At 42.0% G+C, this 15,908-nt stretch carries 14 protein-coding genes; 6 read left to right on the plus strand and 8 right to left on the minus strand.

Annotation, left to right across the window (positions count from 1 at the left end):
- Nucleotides 1-78 precede the first annotated feature (78 nt).
- Both JJQ94_RS17790 and JJQ94_RS17795 read right to left on the minus strand, forming a co-directional pair.
- Nucleotides 79-1,020, minus strand: a complete 942-nt coding sequence (locus JJQ94_RS17790; protein WP_236596509.1) for a restriction endonuclease — start codon at nt 1,018-1,020, stop codon at nt 79-81.
- A gap of 233 nt (nt 1,021-1,253) precedes the next feature.
- Complete coding sequence (locus tag JJQ94_RS17795) at nt 1,254-3,011, minus strand: winged helix-turn-helix domain-containing protein (protein WP_099029332.1); 1,758 nt, start codon at nt 3,009-3,011, stop codon at nt 1,254-1,256.
- Nucleotides 3,012-3,156: 145 nt separating this feature from the next.
- Here JJQ94_RS17795 and JJQ94_RS17800 point away from each other — a divergent pair, with 145 nt between their 5' ends.
- The 3 genes from JJQ94_RS17800 to JJQ94_RS17810 all read left to right on the plus strand — a co-directional run bounded on the left by JJQ94_RS17800 (nt 3,157) and on the right by JJQ94_RS17810 (nt 5,683).
- Nucleotides 3,157-4,656: an amidohydrolase family protein gene (locus tag JJQ94_RS17800; protein ID WP_099029333.1), complete on the plus strand. Its 1,500-nt coding sequence runs from the start codon at nt 3,157-3,159 to the stop codon at nt 4,654-4,656.
- A 199-nt stretch (nt 4,657-4,855) separates the two neighbouring features.
- Nucleotides 4,856-5,365 carry a disulfide bond formation protein DsbB gene (dsbB, locus tag JJQ94_RS17805; RefSeq protein WP_099029334.1) on the plus strand — a complete coding sequence of 170 codons (510 nt, stop codon included), beginning with the start codon at nt 4,856-4,858 and terminating at the stop codon, nt 5,363-5,365.
- A 12-nt stretch (nt 5,366-5,377) separates the two neighbouring features.
- Entirely contained in the window at nt 5,378-5,683 is a 306-nt protein-coding gene (locus JJQ94_RS17810) for a hypothetical protein (RefSeq protein ID WP_017216140.1), read from the plus strand.
- Nucleotides 5,684-5,734: 51 nt separating this feature from the next.
- On the opposite strand, the gene JJQ94_RS17815 is transcribed toward JJQ94_RS17810, so the two are convergent.
- Nucleotides 5,735-6,043, minus strand: coding sequence for a ComEA family DNA-binding protein (locus JJQ94_RS17815; RefSeq protein WP_010371108.1), 309 nt, complete (start codon nt 6,041-6,043; stop codon nt 5,735-5,737).
- Nucleotides 6,044-6,314: 271 nt separating this feature from the next.
- Here JJQ94_RS17815 and JJQ94_RS17820 point away from each other — a divergent pair, with 271 nt between their 5' ends.
- On the plus strand, nt 6,315-6,629 hold the full coding sequence (locus tag JJQ94_RS17820) for a YebG family protein (protein ID WP_039497042.1): 315 nt from the start codon (nt 6,315-6,317) through the stop codon (nt 6,627-6,629).
- A gap of 94 nt (nt 6,630-6,723) precedes the next feature.
- Here the strand turns inward: JJQ94_RS17820 and JJQ94_RS17825 are convergent, their stop codons facing one another.
- The 4 genes from JJQ94_RS17825 to JJQ94_RS17840 form a co-directional block, all read right to left on the minus strand.
- Nucleotides 6,724-7,914 carry an amino acid aminotransferase gene (locus JJQ94_RS17825; RefSeq protein ID WP_010371103.1) on the minus strand — a complete coding sequence of 397 codons (1,191 nt, stop codon included), beginning with the start codon at nt 7,912-7,914 and terminating at the stop codon, nt 6,724-6,726.
- Nucleotides 7,915-8,094: 180 nt separating this feature from the next.
- Nucleotides 8,095-8,760, minus strand: coding sequence for a GAF domain-containing protein (locus JJQ94_RS17830; protein WP_099029336.1), 666 nt, complete (start codon nt 8,758-8,760; stop codon nt 8,095-8,097).
- A gap of 128 nt (nt 8,761-8,888) precedes the next feature.
- A complete protein-coding gene (locus JJQ94_RS17835; protein WP_099029337.1) occupies nt 8,889-10,547 on the minus strand; it encodes a SpoIIE family protein phosphatase in 1,659 nt (552 codons plus the stop codon).
- A gap of 21 nt (nt 10,548-10,568) precedes the next feature.
- Nucleotides 10,569-10,874, minus strand: a complete 306-nt coding sequence (locus JJQ94_RS17840) for an STAS domain-containing protein (RefSeq protein WP_010371095.1) — start codon at nt 10,872-10,874, stop codon at nt 10,569-10,571.
- Between the two features lie 143 nt (nt 10,875-11,017).
- On the opposite strand from JJQ94_RS17840, the gene JJQ94_RS17845 reads away from it, so the two are divergent.
- Nucleotides 11,018-11,347 (plus strand): stress response translation initiation inhibitor YciH, encoded by a 330-nt coding sequence (locus JJQ94_RS17845; protein WP_099029338.1) that lies wholly within the window; start codon nt 11,018-11,020, stop codon nt 11,345-11,347.
- 40 nt (nt 11,348-11,387) lie between these two features.
- Here JJQ94_RS17845 and JJQ94_RS17850 read toward each other — a convergent pair whose 3' ends face one another.
- Nucleotides 11,388-14,351, minus strand: coding sequence for a bifunctional diguanylate cyclase/phosphodiesterase (locus tag JJQ94_RS17850; protein WP_099029339.1), 2,964 nt, complete (start codon nt 14,349-14,351; stop codon nt 11,388-11,390).
- Nucleotides 14,352-14,722: 371 nt separating this feature from the next.
- Between JJQ94_RS17850 and pheA the strand changes: the two genes are divergently transcribed.
- The gene (gene pheA / locus JJQ94_RS17855; protein ID WP_099029340.1) at nt 14,723-15,877 is read left to right on the plus strand and encodes a prephenate dehydratase; all 1,155 of its coding nucleotides are present in this window, start codon (nt 14,723-14,725) and stop codon (nt 15,875-15,877) included.
- Nucleotides 15,878-15,908: the final 31 nt, after the last annotated feature.

Consider the following 15,908-nt stretch of genomic DNA (forward strand, 5'->3'; position numbering starts at 1 on the left):
CTAGCCATTGGGTTAAAAAAGCAACGAAGGAGAAAAACCACCCTATTTTATCCTTGTGCAACAGTTTATTCGGCGAATTTATATAGTTTGTTCAAACAAAACTTCTGATAAACCGCTGGTAGGAGACCAAAGGCCTGATTTAGACTTAACGTACTGTGTACATAAAGTAACGATTTTTTTCTGATCACCAAACTTTAAATGTTTTCTGTCAATCTCAGTCAACATTTCAAACGCATTCTCACAATAACCGTACGAAGAAAGAAATAACCCTCCATTTACTTCTTCATTAATAATCACTTTCAGGAAGTCTCTAGCTGCTTGTCCACCTACTTTTTGTTGGGATCTCCAGTGCTTAAGCTCTATGTAATAGGTGTGGTCTTGACCAGAAACCCTACAGGTAAGCACTAAATCTTTACCGCCATCTTTACTTCCTGGGGTAAGTTCAGCGCTGAACCCTAACTCTTCAAACACCGTTTGAATAACATACTCAAGCTCTCTCCATTCAATATCCATCAGGTATCGAGGATTTTTAGCTATTAGCATCGCTAACCGCTCGCTAATATTGGAACGAATAATATTTACTAGCTCGAAGTTATAGTCTTCAGTTTTTTCGGCTCTCTGAACCCATGCTCTCAGCGCATCTAAGTCAATTAGTTCAAGCTTGACTGGTAAAACTGAATTAGCAAGCTCAAGGGCTGATTTGGTAAAACGAGATTTGGTGACCAAAATCAAACGATCAAAGTTATGAGTAAATGTCGTTCCCAGTAACCGACGAACAACATCGACACCTACAGCAGATTTATAGTGCTTATATTCGATTCCTACTTGCTCTTGGTTATTGAAAAGTTGTTTCTCAGCAATAAAATCCACACCAACATCACCGCGAAAAGGAGCTAAGGCTATGTTATACCCATCTTTATTTAGCAATGGGACTAAAATTTCGTTGAATTGCTTCTCAGCATCTTGAGGAGATAAATTTCCATTTTCTAACAAGTTAATCCTACTATCTAATTCCATCATTTTCTCTATACATTACTCATTCGCATAACAACTTTATCGTAGCCGTTCGGGTTATTTTTATACCCGTAATCACCTCATTCTTTGACTTTCATCTTAATACCAAATTAATCAATCTCCTACCAGCTTTGATCGTTAATCAAGCGAACGGGCGTGGCCGTAGGTGACAAGTGCCTCTGCGGAAATTGAAGAAAGCAAAGAACGTCGCGAATTTTATGCATGAGTAACCTAACGTTTTAGAGCTCGTTCTGTCTGCTTTCAAGCTTATTCAGCCATGCTTGTTTAAATTCGTGGTCTGATGTCAAAGCGAGATAAAGATCTGTGGCAAAAAAACTATCATTGTAGTCGGGTAACCAGCCAGTGTTGAGCAGCTGCGTTAGCGCTTGTTGTGTTTCTACTGCGTCATTGTTAAGTGCGGACCAATATGGAGATAAAGCTGCATCTAGCTGATTTCCTTGATTAAGGTATTGTGCCAACAACTGTGTTACTCGCTTAAGCTGGCTATCTTGACCAGTACGTTTCAGCATCAGGGCATAAGTAAGGTATTGCCCTACATTGCCTGCCTCTGGCAATTTAAGCGCCGCGAAATCAGCAAAATGCTGTTCAAAAAGCGTTAGCGCGGGCTGTACTTTCTGCTGTGCAAGCAAAGCCAAAACATAAGGCATCACATAATGATTACCCTTTGAGTCTAGCTCGTATCGCTTTTTTAAGAGTTCTTCGGCCTTTTCGACATCACCTTGTCGCCATGCGATCCCGGCTTCAACATAGAGTCTAAATGCTGTAGAAATTGAACCTAAATTTGCGGCTTGCTGATATTTCTTCTCAGCTTCTTCTGCGCGCCCTAAACTCAATAACACCAATATGTGGCTCAACTGCTGCGCGGGGTACAATTTACTATGACTGATGTGATTGTTTTGGTACCACAGCAAATATTGGCTTGCTCTATTCTGGTTAAGCGAATAAAAGTCTAGCGCATAGAGCGGATTGTTTTTGGTGTGGGGGGCAACGGCAACGCTACGATCAAAATATTTTCGCGCGAGCACTAACTCTCTAAAATTCAAATAGGCATAGGCTAATCCTCGGATAATAACCGCATCGTTTGGTGCTAACTGATACGCTTGTTTATGCGCAGCAATTGCATCGGGTATTTTGTGTTGGTCCCGAAGAAATCGACCATACCAATGCCATAGGCGAGCATGCTTGGTTGAGAGCTCAAATCCGCGCTTAAAATAATCCTGTGCTTGCTCAATTTCACTCTCCATCACCGCAAAGCGTGCAAGAGAGGTTATAACTTCAATATTTGTATCATCTAAGATCCGTGCCTTCTCTAACAACGGCCGACACAAAGCAAGCGATTCATACTCTGACACCGCGCCATATACGCTGAGCCCCATAAAGGCATTGCATAAGCCACTGAGTGCCTCGACATTATCACTTTGTTTAGATAACACTTGTTGATAAATCGTTTTCGCTCGCGCTAACTCCTCCACCGCTGTACTTTGGGATAGGTGTGTGGCAAGAGTGATCTCATCAAAATACGGGTTGTTTTGTGTCTTGTGCTTTTGATCAGTTTGAATATAAAAAGCAAAAAAAGCGATGAGAACGAGCAACGTAATGGTGACACCAAGCAGCCAAATTCGCTTTTTACTCACAGGCATCACAGCCGCTTTATGCTCTCTAAGCGCAATGTTTGGATGAATACGGTAGCCTTGAGCTGATATTCTTTCTATGTATTCTTGGTATTGCGGATCTGTGTTCAAAATCTTTCTTAACTGCGCCACAGCTTGATAGACCGAGTTGTCAGACACCACCTTCGGGTGCCAAACTAACTCGACGAGGTTATCAATACTCAGAGGCTCAGCCTTCGCATCGACCAACACCAACAGTAATTTCATTACTTTTGGGGTGACGGTATATTCACGGCCAGTCGGATACTCCACAATTTGGTTCAATTTAGGCACAACAAGCCAATTTCCCAAAAGCAAATTTTTCAACCCAAGAACACCTTATATTATTGATTATTATAGTTTTAATTAAATTAAGAAAAATTTCAGAGTTAATTTATATGAAAATTAAAACACAAAGTACCTCACCAGTTATGCTCGAAGACATCTAATACGACACTAACTGGTTTTCACTATGAAAAAACAAACATTAATATTTACGGCCTGTTGCGCCCTGTCTTCTCATGCATTATTTGCAGCAGTAGACCTTCGTATCGACAATGCTACCATTTTAAATCCTATTGATAAGCACCAAGTCAATATCATTTCCAATCATTGGCTCGCCATCCAAGATGGCAAAATTATACAAGTCTCTGACTCAAGTCAAAAACCGGATGCAGCACAGGTCATTGATGCTCATGGTCAATATCTCATACCGGGGTTAACCGATAGCCATGTCCACCTAAAAACAATGCCGGGATTGCTTAACACCTCCCCTAAAGCTCGCCAAATGCAGGCAGCATTTTTACAAAGGCAAGGTGCTAATTATCTTTACTATGGCGTCACGCAAGTTATTGACCCGTCAAACACTGCGACCGGCATGACCGAATTTACAGCTAATGGTCCCGCACCCGACGCCTACTTTTGTGGCGCAATGCCGGTTTACCAAGGTTACAATGCAGAAGGCCTTAGTTACTCTAAGCTACATCAACATAAACCCTACTTTGCTGCACAACACGGCGATCCTGCTCATGAGCTAACACCATCTCAAGCACACGCTCACCAAGGAGCTCAACCCTTAACGCGAATGAAATCTGACGGTGCAACTTGTGCCAAATTGTACTTTGAAGATGGCTTTGGAGAAAACAGTGCTATACCGCTTATTAACCAAGAAACTGCCAAACAATTAATCGAGTCCGCAAACTCACTTAAGTTACCCGTAATGGCACATGCGAATGCCATTGATATGCAACAACTTGCTGTAGATGCCAATATCAACGTTATGGCGCATGGACTTTGGAACTGGTTAGCGCCAAATACAGCCCCTAGCGAAAGCGAACTACCAACCAATGTAAAAGCTGTGCTGGATACCATCATCGAAAAAGACATAGCATATCAAGCCACATTAAATGTGATGAATGCTCTGGCGAAAGTGACTGATCACACTTTCACCTTCACGTCTGAATATCGTACCGTATTACCTCCGTCTCAAATTGCTTGGTATCAAAGTGAACCTGGTCGCTGGTTTTCTCGAGAAATGGGTCAAGGCTGGGGTAAAATAAGTAATCAACAAAAGGTGGCTAAACTCGAGCAAGTTTTCTCTCAAGGGCAACGTGCACTAAATTATCTATATAAAAATGGCGCAACCCTGCTGCTTGGCTCAGATACGCCACCCGCACCAACTTATGTCTCGCAACCTGGCTTATCGACTTATCAAGAATTAACGATGATGGATCAAGCCGGAGTAGGCCTCGTTAGCTTGCTATCTGCTGCAACCATTAACAATGCCAAAGCATTTGCGATAGACAATCAGTACGGAAATATCGCTGCTGGGAAAGTGGCTAATCTATTGCTTTTAAATAGTAACCCCTTGCAGTCAGTCGCGGCTTACAACGATATTGAATACGTTATCTTACATGGCTCCGCCATTGAACGCGCTACTTTTCATATTTATGCCCTAGAGAAAAATGAGTGAGTAAATACGTCAGAATAGAAATGCTGATAATGCCAGTCTCACCTCAATTGACTTAATCAAGTGGTCTATTTTGATATTTTCGAACTTCTGCTGGTAACAAGAGTCGAAAAATCGTCGCAAAGATAGCGCACACCGCCGAAGTAAGGTTGCTCTAACGCGGCCAGATAAAGCATAATAAAACAAAAAGGGTTTCTCTATAATGAAGATTTCATCTTTTCATCTCTCTAGGCAATCTTGGGGATTGCTAGCACTATCCGCTGCTATTTTTGAAGCCGTTGCACTGTATTTCCAATACGGTATGGGTTTAGAGCCCTGTATTATGTGCATCTATCAGCGTTTTGCTATGTTGGGGTTATTAGCAGCAGGTTTAATCGGTATGATTTCTCCTCGCTCTTTCGCACTGCGTAGTCTCGCATTTGTTTCGTGGGGCGTAGGCAGCATTTGGGGTTATTTTATCGCCCGTGAACATATCAGTATGCAAACCACAACGGATCCATTTGCTTTTACCTGTGACTTTGTACCAAACTTTCCTGCGTTTATGCCACTTCATGAATGGCTACCAAGCTTTTTTGCTGCAACAGGTGACTGCGGCAAAAAAGCTTGGTCTTTTGCAGGATTATCTATGCCTGGATGGATGGAAATTATTTTTGCATTTTATAGTGTTGCATTTTTTCTTTTCTTATTTTTCCACGTTACCAAAAGAAGTTGAGATATCACATTCATGCATTTTAGGTTAAGCCAAATTGAGCAACTGAGAGCGTTTAAATTACGTGACAAGCAGATGATCTTACGTCTTGCACTTAGCCACCTTGATGCAAAAACAAAGGTCGTGTTAAGAATAGCCAAGTTGCTACTGCTCACACCGTTTTTTGCCTCATTGGTCGTATTTGAAGGCTGGTTGTTATTACCTGTCTTATTGGTAGCAGGATTAATTTATCCGCTACTGACCACACCACTGGAAATACAGTTTGGCAAACCCAAGTTAGCTCAGGCAATCGCTGAGTTTAACGCCTCGAATAAGCCCTGATCTTCAATCTACCTGTGTGCGAGCAGCTAAGCTCGCACACAATAACTACGACTAGACTCTAATTTTCCCCTCCAATTTTGCCAATATTCCTTTCCCAATTCCTTTTACTTCCAGCAACTCCGTTGTTGTTTTAAAGCGCCCCATTTTCTTACGGTACTCTACGATGGCTTCAGCTTTACGAATACCAATCCCTGGTAAACTTGAAAGCGCCGAAGCGTCAGCGGAATTAATATCGAGTACAGCACTTTGCTGCTGTGTTTGAGAGACTGATTTTGCTTGCTCCGCAGGTTTTGCGAGCACACTTGAACAGCTTAAACCTAGCGCCAATAAAATAGAAAGTATGGTGGGTTTATTGAACATATATACACTCCTTGTGCGTGAAAAGTATCCAAAGCTTTTTGCATTCCTCTCGATGGGTGATTGCAGCAAGCTTTTTAAATAAAGATTGGAACATTGACTTTGTCAAAAAACATTCATTCTTTCAAAAATCTGAATAAATATTAAGCTTTTGTTTTTAATGAATTTAATTAATTTTCCTTCACTCAACAGCACTTGAAAAATTTTCAAAATAACTTGCTTAATCACTCGATTCGATTTACTGTATAAAAAAACAGTGACTAGGGGAATAACCATGGCCGTTATCATCAAATATGTTGTTGAAAGAAATGGAGTCGAGCGTATGACTTTCACGTCTAAAAAAGAAGCTGATGCTTATGATAAAATGCTAGATGTAGCTGAAGCATTGGAAGACATGCTAACGAAAGTTGACGTGCCGCTGAGTGAACAACAAGTTGAATCCCTAGCGCTTGAGATTGCAAAACAAAAAGATGACTTTGTGTCTGTGTTAAAAGGTGGCAAAGTAGCACCAAAGGCCAATGCCAAAAACAAATCTGAAAACGAAAAAGCGTCAGATCCAGATAAAGTGACCAAAATTAAGCAAGCCTAAATGATAATAACCACTTACTTCAGTGGGTGGTTTAGGCTGAAAATAAAAAACCGCATGTTCTGCGGTTTTTTATTTTGTTCTGTGTAGCGTGGTATTATTTAATCACGCTTGCCACTGCGTCAGCAAAGTAGTCAATATTGTCTTTGCTTACGCCAGCTACGTTAACGCGGCTAGAGCCTACCATATAGATAGCATATTCAGTGCGTAGTCTGTCAATTTGCTCTTTATTAATACCCAAGAAAGAGAACATACCGTGCTGACGGTCGATGAACGAGAAATCTTGCTCAACACCTTTTGCAGCTAGGCTTTCTTTGATCAGCGTACGTAGACCATTGATGCGGCCGCGCATTTCATCAAGTTCGTCGTACCACATTTGCGTAAGTTCAGTACTGCTTAGAATGGTATTTACAATATCAGCACCGTGTGCTGGTGGCATTGAATAGATACTACGAACAACGCTAAGTAATACTGAGTTTGAAACATCAGCAGTTGCACTGTCTTTTGCAATGATTGAACACGCACCGATACGCTCGCGGTATAAACCAAAATTCTTAGAGCAAGATGAACAGATGATCATTTCATCAACTGTATCCGCAACCGTTCTAAGGCCTTGTGCATCTTCTTCAAGACTGGTACCAAAACCTTGGTATGCAATATCAATTAATGGCGTAAAGCCTTGCTCTTTCGCAAGTTCAGCAACCACTTTCCATTGCGCTTGATTTAAGTCCATACCACTTGGGTTATGACAACATGCATGAAGTAGTACTACATCACCTTTAGGTACTTGCTTCAGCGCATTGATCATCTCATCAAACAACAACCCTTTGTTTTCGTAGTCGTAGTAAGGATACTCTTTAACTGTTAGACCAGCTGCTTCAAATAGGCTGATGTGGTTTGCCCAAGTTGGAGTCGTAACCCATACAGTTGCATTGGTGTTGCAACGTTTAATAAATTCGGCAGCAACACGCAATGCGCCAGTACCACCTGGTGCTTGCGCCGTACGTACACGGTTTGCCAATAATGTACTATGCTCTCCAAGTAACAGTGTTTCCATCTTTTGACAGAAGTCTAAGTTACCAGCCAAACCAATATAAGATTTTGTCGTTTCGTTTTCTAAACGAAACGCTTCCGCTTTTTTAACCGCTCTAAGTACCGGCGTGTTTCCCTGCTCGTCCTTATAAACACCTACACCAAGGTCAATTTTGTTTGGGTTAGTGTCCTGTTTATAAGCGGCCATCAGGCCTAAAATAGGATCTGTTGGAAGTGGTTTTAGCTCTGAGAACATGGCTTATCTCTTTTATTTTAATTAATGCAAACTCGAGCGGCTGACGCCCGATTCCAGTAGACTTGATGGTAACATAGAGACTTGCATCTCAGTTACCATATTTATCTAGAATTTTATTCATTTTTGTAAACTTGGCAGCACCACAAAGGCGTCAAGTTTACAGCCGGACTATTCCTATAATTATTCGGGTAAATAGTCAGGAATTCTCGTACATGCAGCTGCAAGCAATGCTAAAATTTCTTCGTTGAAAAATGACTCAGAAAACGCTTCTGCATCAATAATTCCAATACAATTTTGAGCATCATCGAATAATGGCATACAGGTTTCTGCTTTCACCTTTGGATCGCAAGTGTAGTACTCTCCTCCACTGACGACATATTGAGGGATGTCATTAATCACTCGAGCTTTAGCACTCAATACCGTTTGGATATTATTTGAAGTAGCGGCAAAGGCCTCCGTTATTGGGAATAGCGGTCTACTCGGCGCGCCAGAATACGCTAATTTGAGAAGTTGTTTCCCTTCATTTGTCGCTCTTGCTTGGTATATGCCAAACCAATCAACAGCTGTAAATTCAACGACCGCTGACACTATCGTTTGCAGCTTGGCAAGAGATTGTTCATTCACCGTGTTCTTTTCAACGTAGTCACTCAATAAAAAAGGTGCTTCCTGAAGGTGCCCAAACAAGCTACAAGCGCCTCCTTCCCCGAGCTCAGGGATCTGATATGACCACACAGCAGGGCTTGAGTTTTGCTCAATGTAAGCATCTAATTTTTCTAATTGCAGCAAAAACAATTCGCGGGAGATAGATAATCCACTCAATGAAATATAATCTGACATTTTAGCCATCTAAACATCTAAAGTTAACGCAACTTTACCACGCTCTTTATACCTTGCCAACACTAAAAAACAGGTACATAGAGCAATACGAGTAAATAGTAAATCTAAAGCAGAAGTGAAATACGCTTGAGTGGAATTTATACCGATTTAGAGGTGAGTGAATAAACCATTTCAACTTCATTTCCAGCGCCGTTGTAGCTAACGCTTTGGGCAATTTCATTAAGTAAGCTTACACCTCGGCCGTGACTATGCTCTTGTTGCGCTTTGGCACGCTCACTTGATTCAAAACCATTACCTGAATCACAAATATTGAAGTATAGCTTTAGCTCTTCAGGGCTATAGCGCACTGAAATAATAATGAGCGCTTCTTTTAGCTCCTTCAAAACACTCTCTCGCAAGCTGTAGAATTCAAAAAAGCCATCTTCTTTATTTTTAATTTCTGAGTCTAGCCCCAGCACACCGTGGTCTAAAGAATTATTGTAGGCCTCAGAAAGTAGTAAAAATATATTAGAGCGATGCGCCGAAATACCGTCAACCTCACTAAGCAAATCCACCAGCTCAAGTACCGGATCTGTGGTTTTCATCTGCTTGGCATCTAAAGATAACGAAATATTAAACGGCAAACTTGAATAGTGGTTTGGCGCAGAAACGATTGACTCGCTGGCAACGCAATTAATAATCGCGATACTTAAGTCATCTTGTTGCTCCGTATTACCAGAAAACTCGCGAACTTCAGAGATAATTTGATCCGTGGAAATATGCTTTCTACTCGCCAGCAAGCGCTTTAACCGTCGTTCGCCATACATTTCACCCCGCTCAGACTCAGATTCGATGATACCGTCTGTCGCCATTACGAGGCGTTGGTCGGGGCTGACTTCAAAATGCAGCAGATTACGTTCAAACTCATCGACTTCTAAAATGCCAAGCGCCATATGTTGGCTCTCGATGGTTTTAATAAGACTGCCATTTTGGTCAATCAGATATAGATCTGGCAAACCGCCAAGCCAAGCAGAAACACTTTTCCCTGAGCTGCTCAACTCGATAATTGCTGCAGCGCAAAACATGTGCCCTGGCAATAACTCATTAAGGGCAGTATTAAGCTCAACGGCTATATCACTAACCGCCATCCCCTTTTGAACCATAGTATAGAAAATGCGCGATGCGGGAAGCGCGCCGACTGCAGCTGCTAAACCATGACCGGTAAAATCACCCAGTAAACAATAAAAGCCACCCATTGGACTCTTGGCCATTAAAAACATATCGCCATTAAACATTGACGCGGGTGACAAGTGGTATTCACAAATCTCTGGATATTCGGATTGTTGTGCAAGCGCATTACTAAAGATGTGCTCAACAATCTCGTGCTCTCGCTCTATCTGGTTATAGTGATATTCCAGTTGTCGGCGTTGCTCGTTGCTTTGCTGACTGAGCCTACGTGTCCTTGCATGCGCTTTGATTTTGGCCGATAAAATGACTTTATCAAACGGCTTATGAATAAAGTCATCGCCCCCTACAGCGAGACATTTTTCAAAGCTACTTTGATCTTCAAGTGCGGTGATAAAGATGATAGGGAGATATACGTCGCCCGCATATTGCTTTATTTTGGGGGCAGTCTCAAAGCCATCCATTACGGGCATGACAACGTCTAGCAGCACGATGTCGATGTCCTGACTTTCGAGAATTTTTAATGCATCACGACCATTATGCGCACAAAAAACGGTATAAAATTGTTGCTCAAGCATTGCCTTGAGCAGCTTGCAGTTTAATACCTGATCGTCGACTACCAAGATATTCATGAGGGGCTAATCTATCGGCGATCAGTCAATATCAAACTTCTTATCAAAACGAGAGATCTGGAGGATTTTCTTAAGTTGTGGGCGACAATTACTAATTTGAATGCTAGAAACTGAGCTTCCCAGCGTTTTTTTCATATTTAACAGCATACCCAAAGCGGAGCTGTCCATATAGTCGGTTTCACGCAGGTCAACAACAACCTTTTCGGTTTGATCATTCACCTCAGCATACGCCTGACGAAACGACTGCACCAAATTAAAGTCAAACTTGCCCCTAATTTGAATAGTCAGTGTCTTACCGTCAGCAGAAGCATTTTTACTCAAGCTCATCATTAAGCTCCTAAATTATTTTGATTTGTTTCCCCTCACCAATTTAAATATAACGCTTAAAAATCATTTAGCAAAAAATAAAAAACATCTAATCTGCTTTTTGCTATGATCTCTGCAAAGAACCCGCAAGAGGACCAGAATTAATGTCAGAATCAAGACTTGTGTACTCCACAGATGTAGGCCGTATTGACACCAAAGAACCAAAACAAGAAGTTCAGGGAAAAGTTTTTAAAGACAGCGCCGTTCGTATTGAAAGACAAACTAAAGGGCGCAAAGGCAAAGGCGTTATGCTTGTCGTCGGCATCGATAGTGAACAGCATGATCTAAAAAAATTGGCAAAAACGCTTAAATCTAAAATGGGTCAAGGTGGAGCAGTTAAAGAAGGCGTTATTGAAATTCAAGGCGATGACAGAGAAAAGCTTAAGCAATTATTAGAAGGCCAAGGCTTCAAAGTAAAAATAGCAGGCGGCTAGGATCTTATTATTTTCAGCCCCAAGCTTTGGGGCTGAGCCGCTATACTGCTGGGGCAAACCTCAAAATCTCGGCTTCACTTAGCGGCGGGCTGTAGTAATAACCTTGTACAATATAGCAGTTATTTTTCGCCAAGAACGTCATCTGAGCCTCAGTTTCCACCCCTTCAGCAATAACCTGCAAATTTAATTTTTGTGCCATCGCTATGATCGCAGCGGTGATTTCCATATCATTCGGATCTTCAGGAATATCTTTTACAAAGGAGCGGTCGATTTTAAGTATATCAACAGGGAAACGTTTAATATAACTTAAAGACGAATAGCCTGTACCAAAGTCATCAATAGACAGTGAAACGCCAAGCGCTTTGATATCTCTAAGTTGTATAATTGCCGCTTCCACATCTCCCATCAGCATGCTCTCGGTAAGCTCAAGGTGCAGTAGAGTTGGCTCCATCTCAGTTCTTTCAATAATATCTGACAGCGTACTGATCAATTGTGCGTCTTTAAACTGTCTCGCAGAAAGGTTGATGGATATGTTGGCAATCTTGCCCGCAGCTTTTAAACGACGAGAAAAATGACACGCTTCTTCTAACACCCATGCGCCAAGCTCTACGATTAAGCCTGTCGCTTCAGCAATTGGAATAAACTTACTTGGTGGAATGGTTCCTTCGCTTGGGTGGAACCAACGAATAAGCGCTTCGTAGCCTACAACCTCACCACTTTCACTGTTCACTTGTGGTTGATAATGCAAGGTAAATTGTTGCGCTTTAATTGCTATACGCAGCTCGCTTTCTATATATAGGCGCTCGTTGGCGGCTTCGTCTAAATCTTGGCTATAGAAATGGTAAGTGTTCCGCCCTTTTGCTTTAGCCTGATACATTGCTAAATCTGCATGTTTAAGCAGCTGCTCTTCTTCTTTACTGTCAAACGGAGCCATCGTAATACCAATACTTGCACTGACGATCACTTCGTTATTACCCAATTTTATTGGTTCTGCCAGTGTCTTTTGAATGATATTGGCAACTTCCATGGCATTTTCTCGCTCATTGATGCCACTCAGTAACACCGCAAACTCATCCCCACCCAATCTGGCAATGGTATCTTCTGCACGGAGCCGCTTTTTCAATCTCGTCGCGACTTCAAGCAATAAGCGGTCACCCGCGTCATGTCCCAAGGTATCATTGATGCGTTTAAACTCATCTAAGTCAAAGTAAAATAGAGCAAAGGCGTAATGACCACGCTCGGCAAGCGCCATGGATTTACGTAACTGCATCCTGAAAAACGTTCGGTTGGCAAGGCCAGTTAAGGTATCAAAGTAAGCCAATTCTTCCATTTTACGCTGGCTTTCTTTTACAAACGAAATATCTTGGGCTGAGGCGACATAACTTGAAATTGCGCCGCCTTCTTCACGGATCGGCGACACACTCAAACTGACCCAAATAGGTGCCTCTCTGTTACCCGCCAACATGGTATCCCCGCGCCAGTGATTGCGGCTGCGCAAGTCAATATCGATATCATCAATGAGAATTGCCATGTCTTTTGAAATAATACTCAAAAGCGGAGAACCAATAAAATGCTGTTCATCATAGCCCGTCATTTCCTGCATTTTTGGATTGACGTACTCAATTTGAAAATGCTCATTGGTCAATACAACGCCGGTACCAGAGAAAGCCACGGCTTTTGACAAACGGTTTGCCGCCTTTTCAGCGATTTCTTTTTCTGTAATGCGTTGATTTAGGCCATTTACAAGCTGTTTTATCTCAACACTCATGTCGTTAAATGAGGCGTTCAATTGACCTATCTCGTCATCTGTATGCGGCAAGGTTGGCGTATCCCACTGCCCTCGACCAAATCCCTTCACTGCTTTAACGAGCGCATTGATGCGTTTGAGTACTAATTGATATAAAACCTGATGCAGTAATATCGCGACAAAAATGGCATACAGAATAAACAAACCAAAGAACTTAACTTTAAGCTCTTCAATGGCCGAGATAGCCGACGCCCGTTTCTTATAGATCCCAATGTACCAATCTAAATTGGCAATATGGGTCACGTGCATAATATGCCAGTTGTCTTTATATCTAAATTCATCTTGGATATTTGGCAGCTTAGTAATAAGTGCTGTTTGTACTATTTTACTCAAGTCTTCAGGTAGCTTGTTGTGGTCCAATAGCTGCCCAGTCGCAGCGGTGGTTTTAAACAGGCCGGGAGCTGCCAATAATCGACCCTGTTTATCAAAAACGATGAAGCCTTGCTGATGGTCAGATTTAGGTAATTTTTCGAGTAAGGTGGTCAGTTCTATGTCGCTACCCGTTAACCCAAGGTATTTGTCATGTAAGTATAAAGGCACCAAAATACTGACCACCCACTTGTTCCAAACCCTATCAAAATACACGCCCGACCATACTGCTTCCCTCGTTGGGTTTTGTTCAGCATGTAAAACAGGCAAGTTATGAAGCTGATTATTGACCAGCCTCGGGTCTTTCGCTAATAGGGCATTAGGAGGCGCAACACGGACAAAGCCATCTGTTGTAGATAGGTAAAAATTAAAGAAATCCTGTAACAGTGGGGGCGCAAGAATATTCCAAAGCAATTCAGATTCAGAAAATAACTTTTGCACTGACTGCAATTTTAAATCGCCAGTATATATAGCTGCAGAAAGACCATTTTTGGCTGTACTCGCTAAGTTTTCGCCACGCTTGTCGACACTCGCTTGCGCGCCAGATAAATCTTGAACACCATAAAGTAAGTGTTTGGAAACCACTGAATTGGCTTGTTCGGCCAAGTTAGCTTTAAGATCGAGGTAATTTGAGAACTGATTGTTCACCTGCGCACTAAAACGCTTGAGCTCATCATACTCTTCATAGATCAACTGCTTTTCTTCAGATTTTAGCATCAATGCCGCAGCAAAAACGCCCGCGATCAAACAGACGGCCGAAATCAACATCGACAGCTTTACACTTAAAGAGCTTGCACCATATCTTGATGGGGGACGACGATTGCCCACAAGTTAACCTATTCTTTTATTTACAGTGGTGGTGTTGCCTGAATATACCAGAATATTTTTCGACTCGCCAATAAGTTACGTTTGATTAACGTACTTAACTCACTGAGATTGGGCACATATCTGCCAAATAACTTAGGTTTTTGCCCATACGTCCAAAGTAGTACTTGTTTTCTCGTTTAGTTCTATGCTAATAATGTATTCAGTTTCAAAGTAAGGTTTGAATAAATGAATTTCATCGCACGCAACAGCAACACATATTTCTTTTTTAGCTTCTTTAGGTGAAGAGGCTTGACTGTTCGCGAGTGAAAAAGAATAGCTAAGCCTCCCAACTTCGGGAGGCTTTTTTTTTGGCTAAATGGGAGTGAGGACCTATGACACAAAATACATTAGATGCCCTTAGGCATGACATCAATGAGATAGATTCAGAATTACTGATTTTACTGGCAAAGCGACGTCGCATTAGTCATGGCGTGCTGGAATATAAGATTGCCAACAACAAACCTATCCGTGATGAAGCTCGTGAGGAGGCACTGCTAGAGAAACTGATCCGTTATGGTAAATCTCTGGGTCTTGATGCCTTTTATATAAACAGCGTTTTCCAAACTATCTTAGAAGACTCAGTGTTAAACCAGCAAGCCATGCTGCAAAAGAACTTAAACCCCGATGCCGTAGGTGATACACACCGCGTTGCCTACTTGGGTGGACAAGGCTCTTATAGCCAGCTTGCTTGTCATAAATACTTCAGTCGTCGTCCCGGTAAGCTTGTAGAAATGGGTTGCCAAAGCTTTGAGCAAATCACCGAGCAGGTAGAGAAAGGCCAAGCGGACTTTGGTATCTTACCTATTGAAAATACCAGTTCAGGCAGTATCAACGAAGTATTCGATTTATTGCAACATACGCAAGTATCTATTGTGGGCGAAGTAACGCATACCGTAGAGCATTGCCTCCTGGCTTTGCCAGACACAGAATTACAAGCCATAGACAAAATTTATGCGCACCCTCAACCTTTTGCCCAGTGCAGCCGTTTTATTCAAGGTCTTGGGGATATTCAGCATGAAACCTGTGACTCGACCTCTAGTGCATTAAAGCAAGCAGCAGAGCACCGAAACAGTGCCGCGATTGGCTCTGCACAAGCTGGTAAGAATATGGGTCTAGAAGTGGTCAAGTCTGGCCTTGCGAATCAGACCGAAAACCATAGCCGCTTTATTGTAGTAGCAAGAAAAGCACTTCAAGTGTCTACTCAAATCCCAACGAAAACCAGCTTAATTATGGCCACCAAACAGCAAGTAGGCTCACTTGCTGACGCGCTGATGGTATTTAAACAGCACAATATAAATATGGTTAAGTTAGAGTCACGCCCAGTACCTGGTAACCCTTGGGAAGAAGTCTTTTATGTAGATTTGCTTGCCAATATTGCAGACTCACAAGTCCAAGTAGCACTTGAAGAATTAAAAGATCATACCCAGTTTGTACGCTTACTGGGCTGCTACCAAAGCGAGTCTTTGCAAGCAGTAGATGTGTTGTAATAAATCATACTAAGTCACTCTCATCGAGAAA

Origin of the sequence: Pseudoalteromonas sp. GCY (genome assembly GCF_016695175.1) — a bacterium.
Classification (GTDB): domain Bacteria; phylum Pseudomonadota; class Gammaproteobacteria; order Enterobacterales; family Alteromonadaceae; genus Pseudoalteromonas.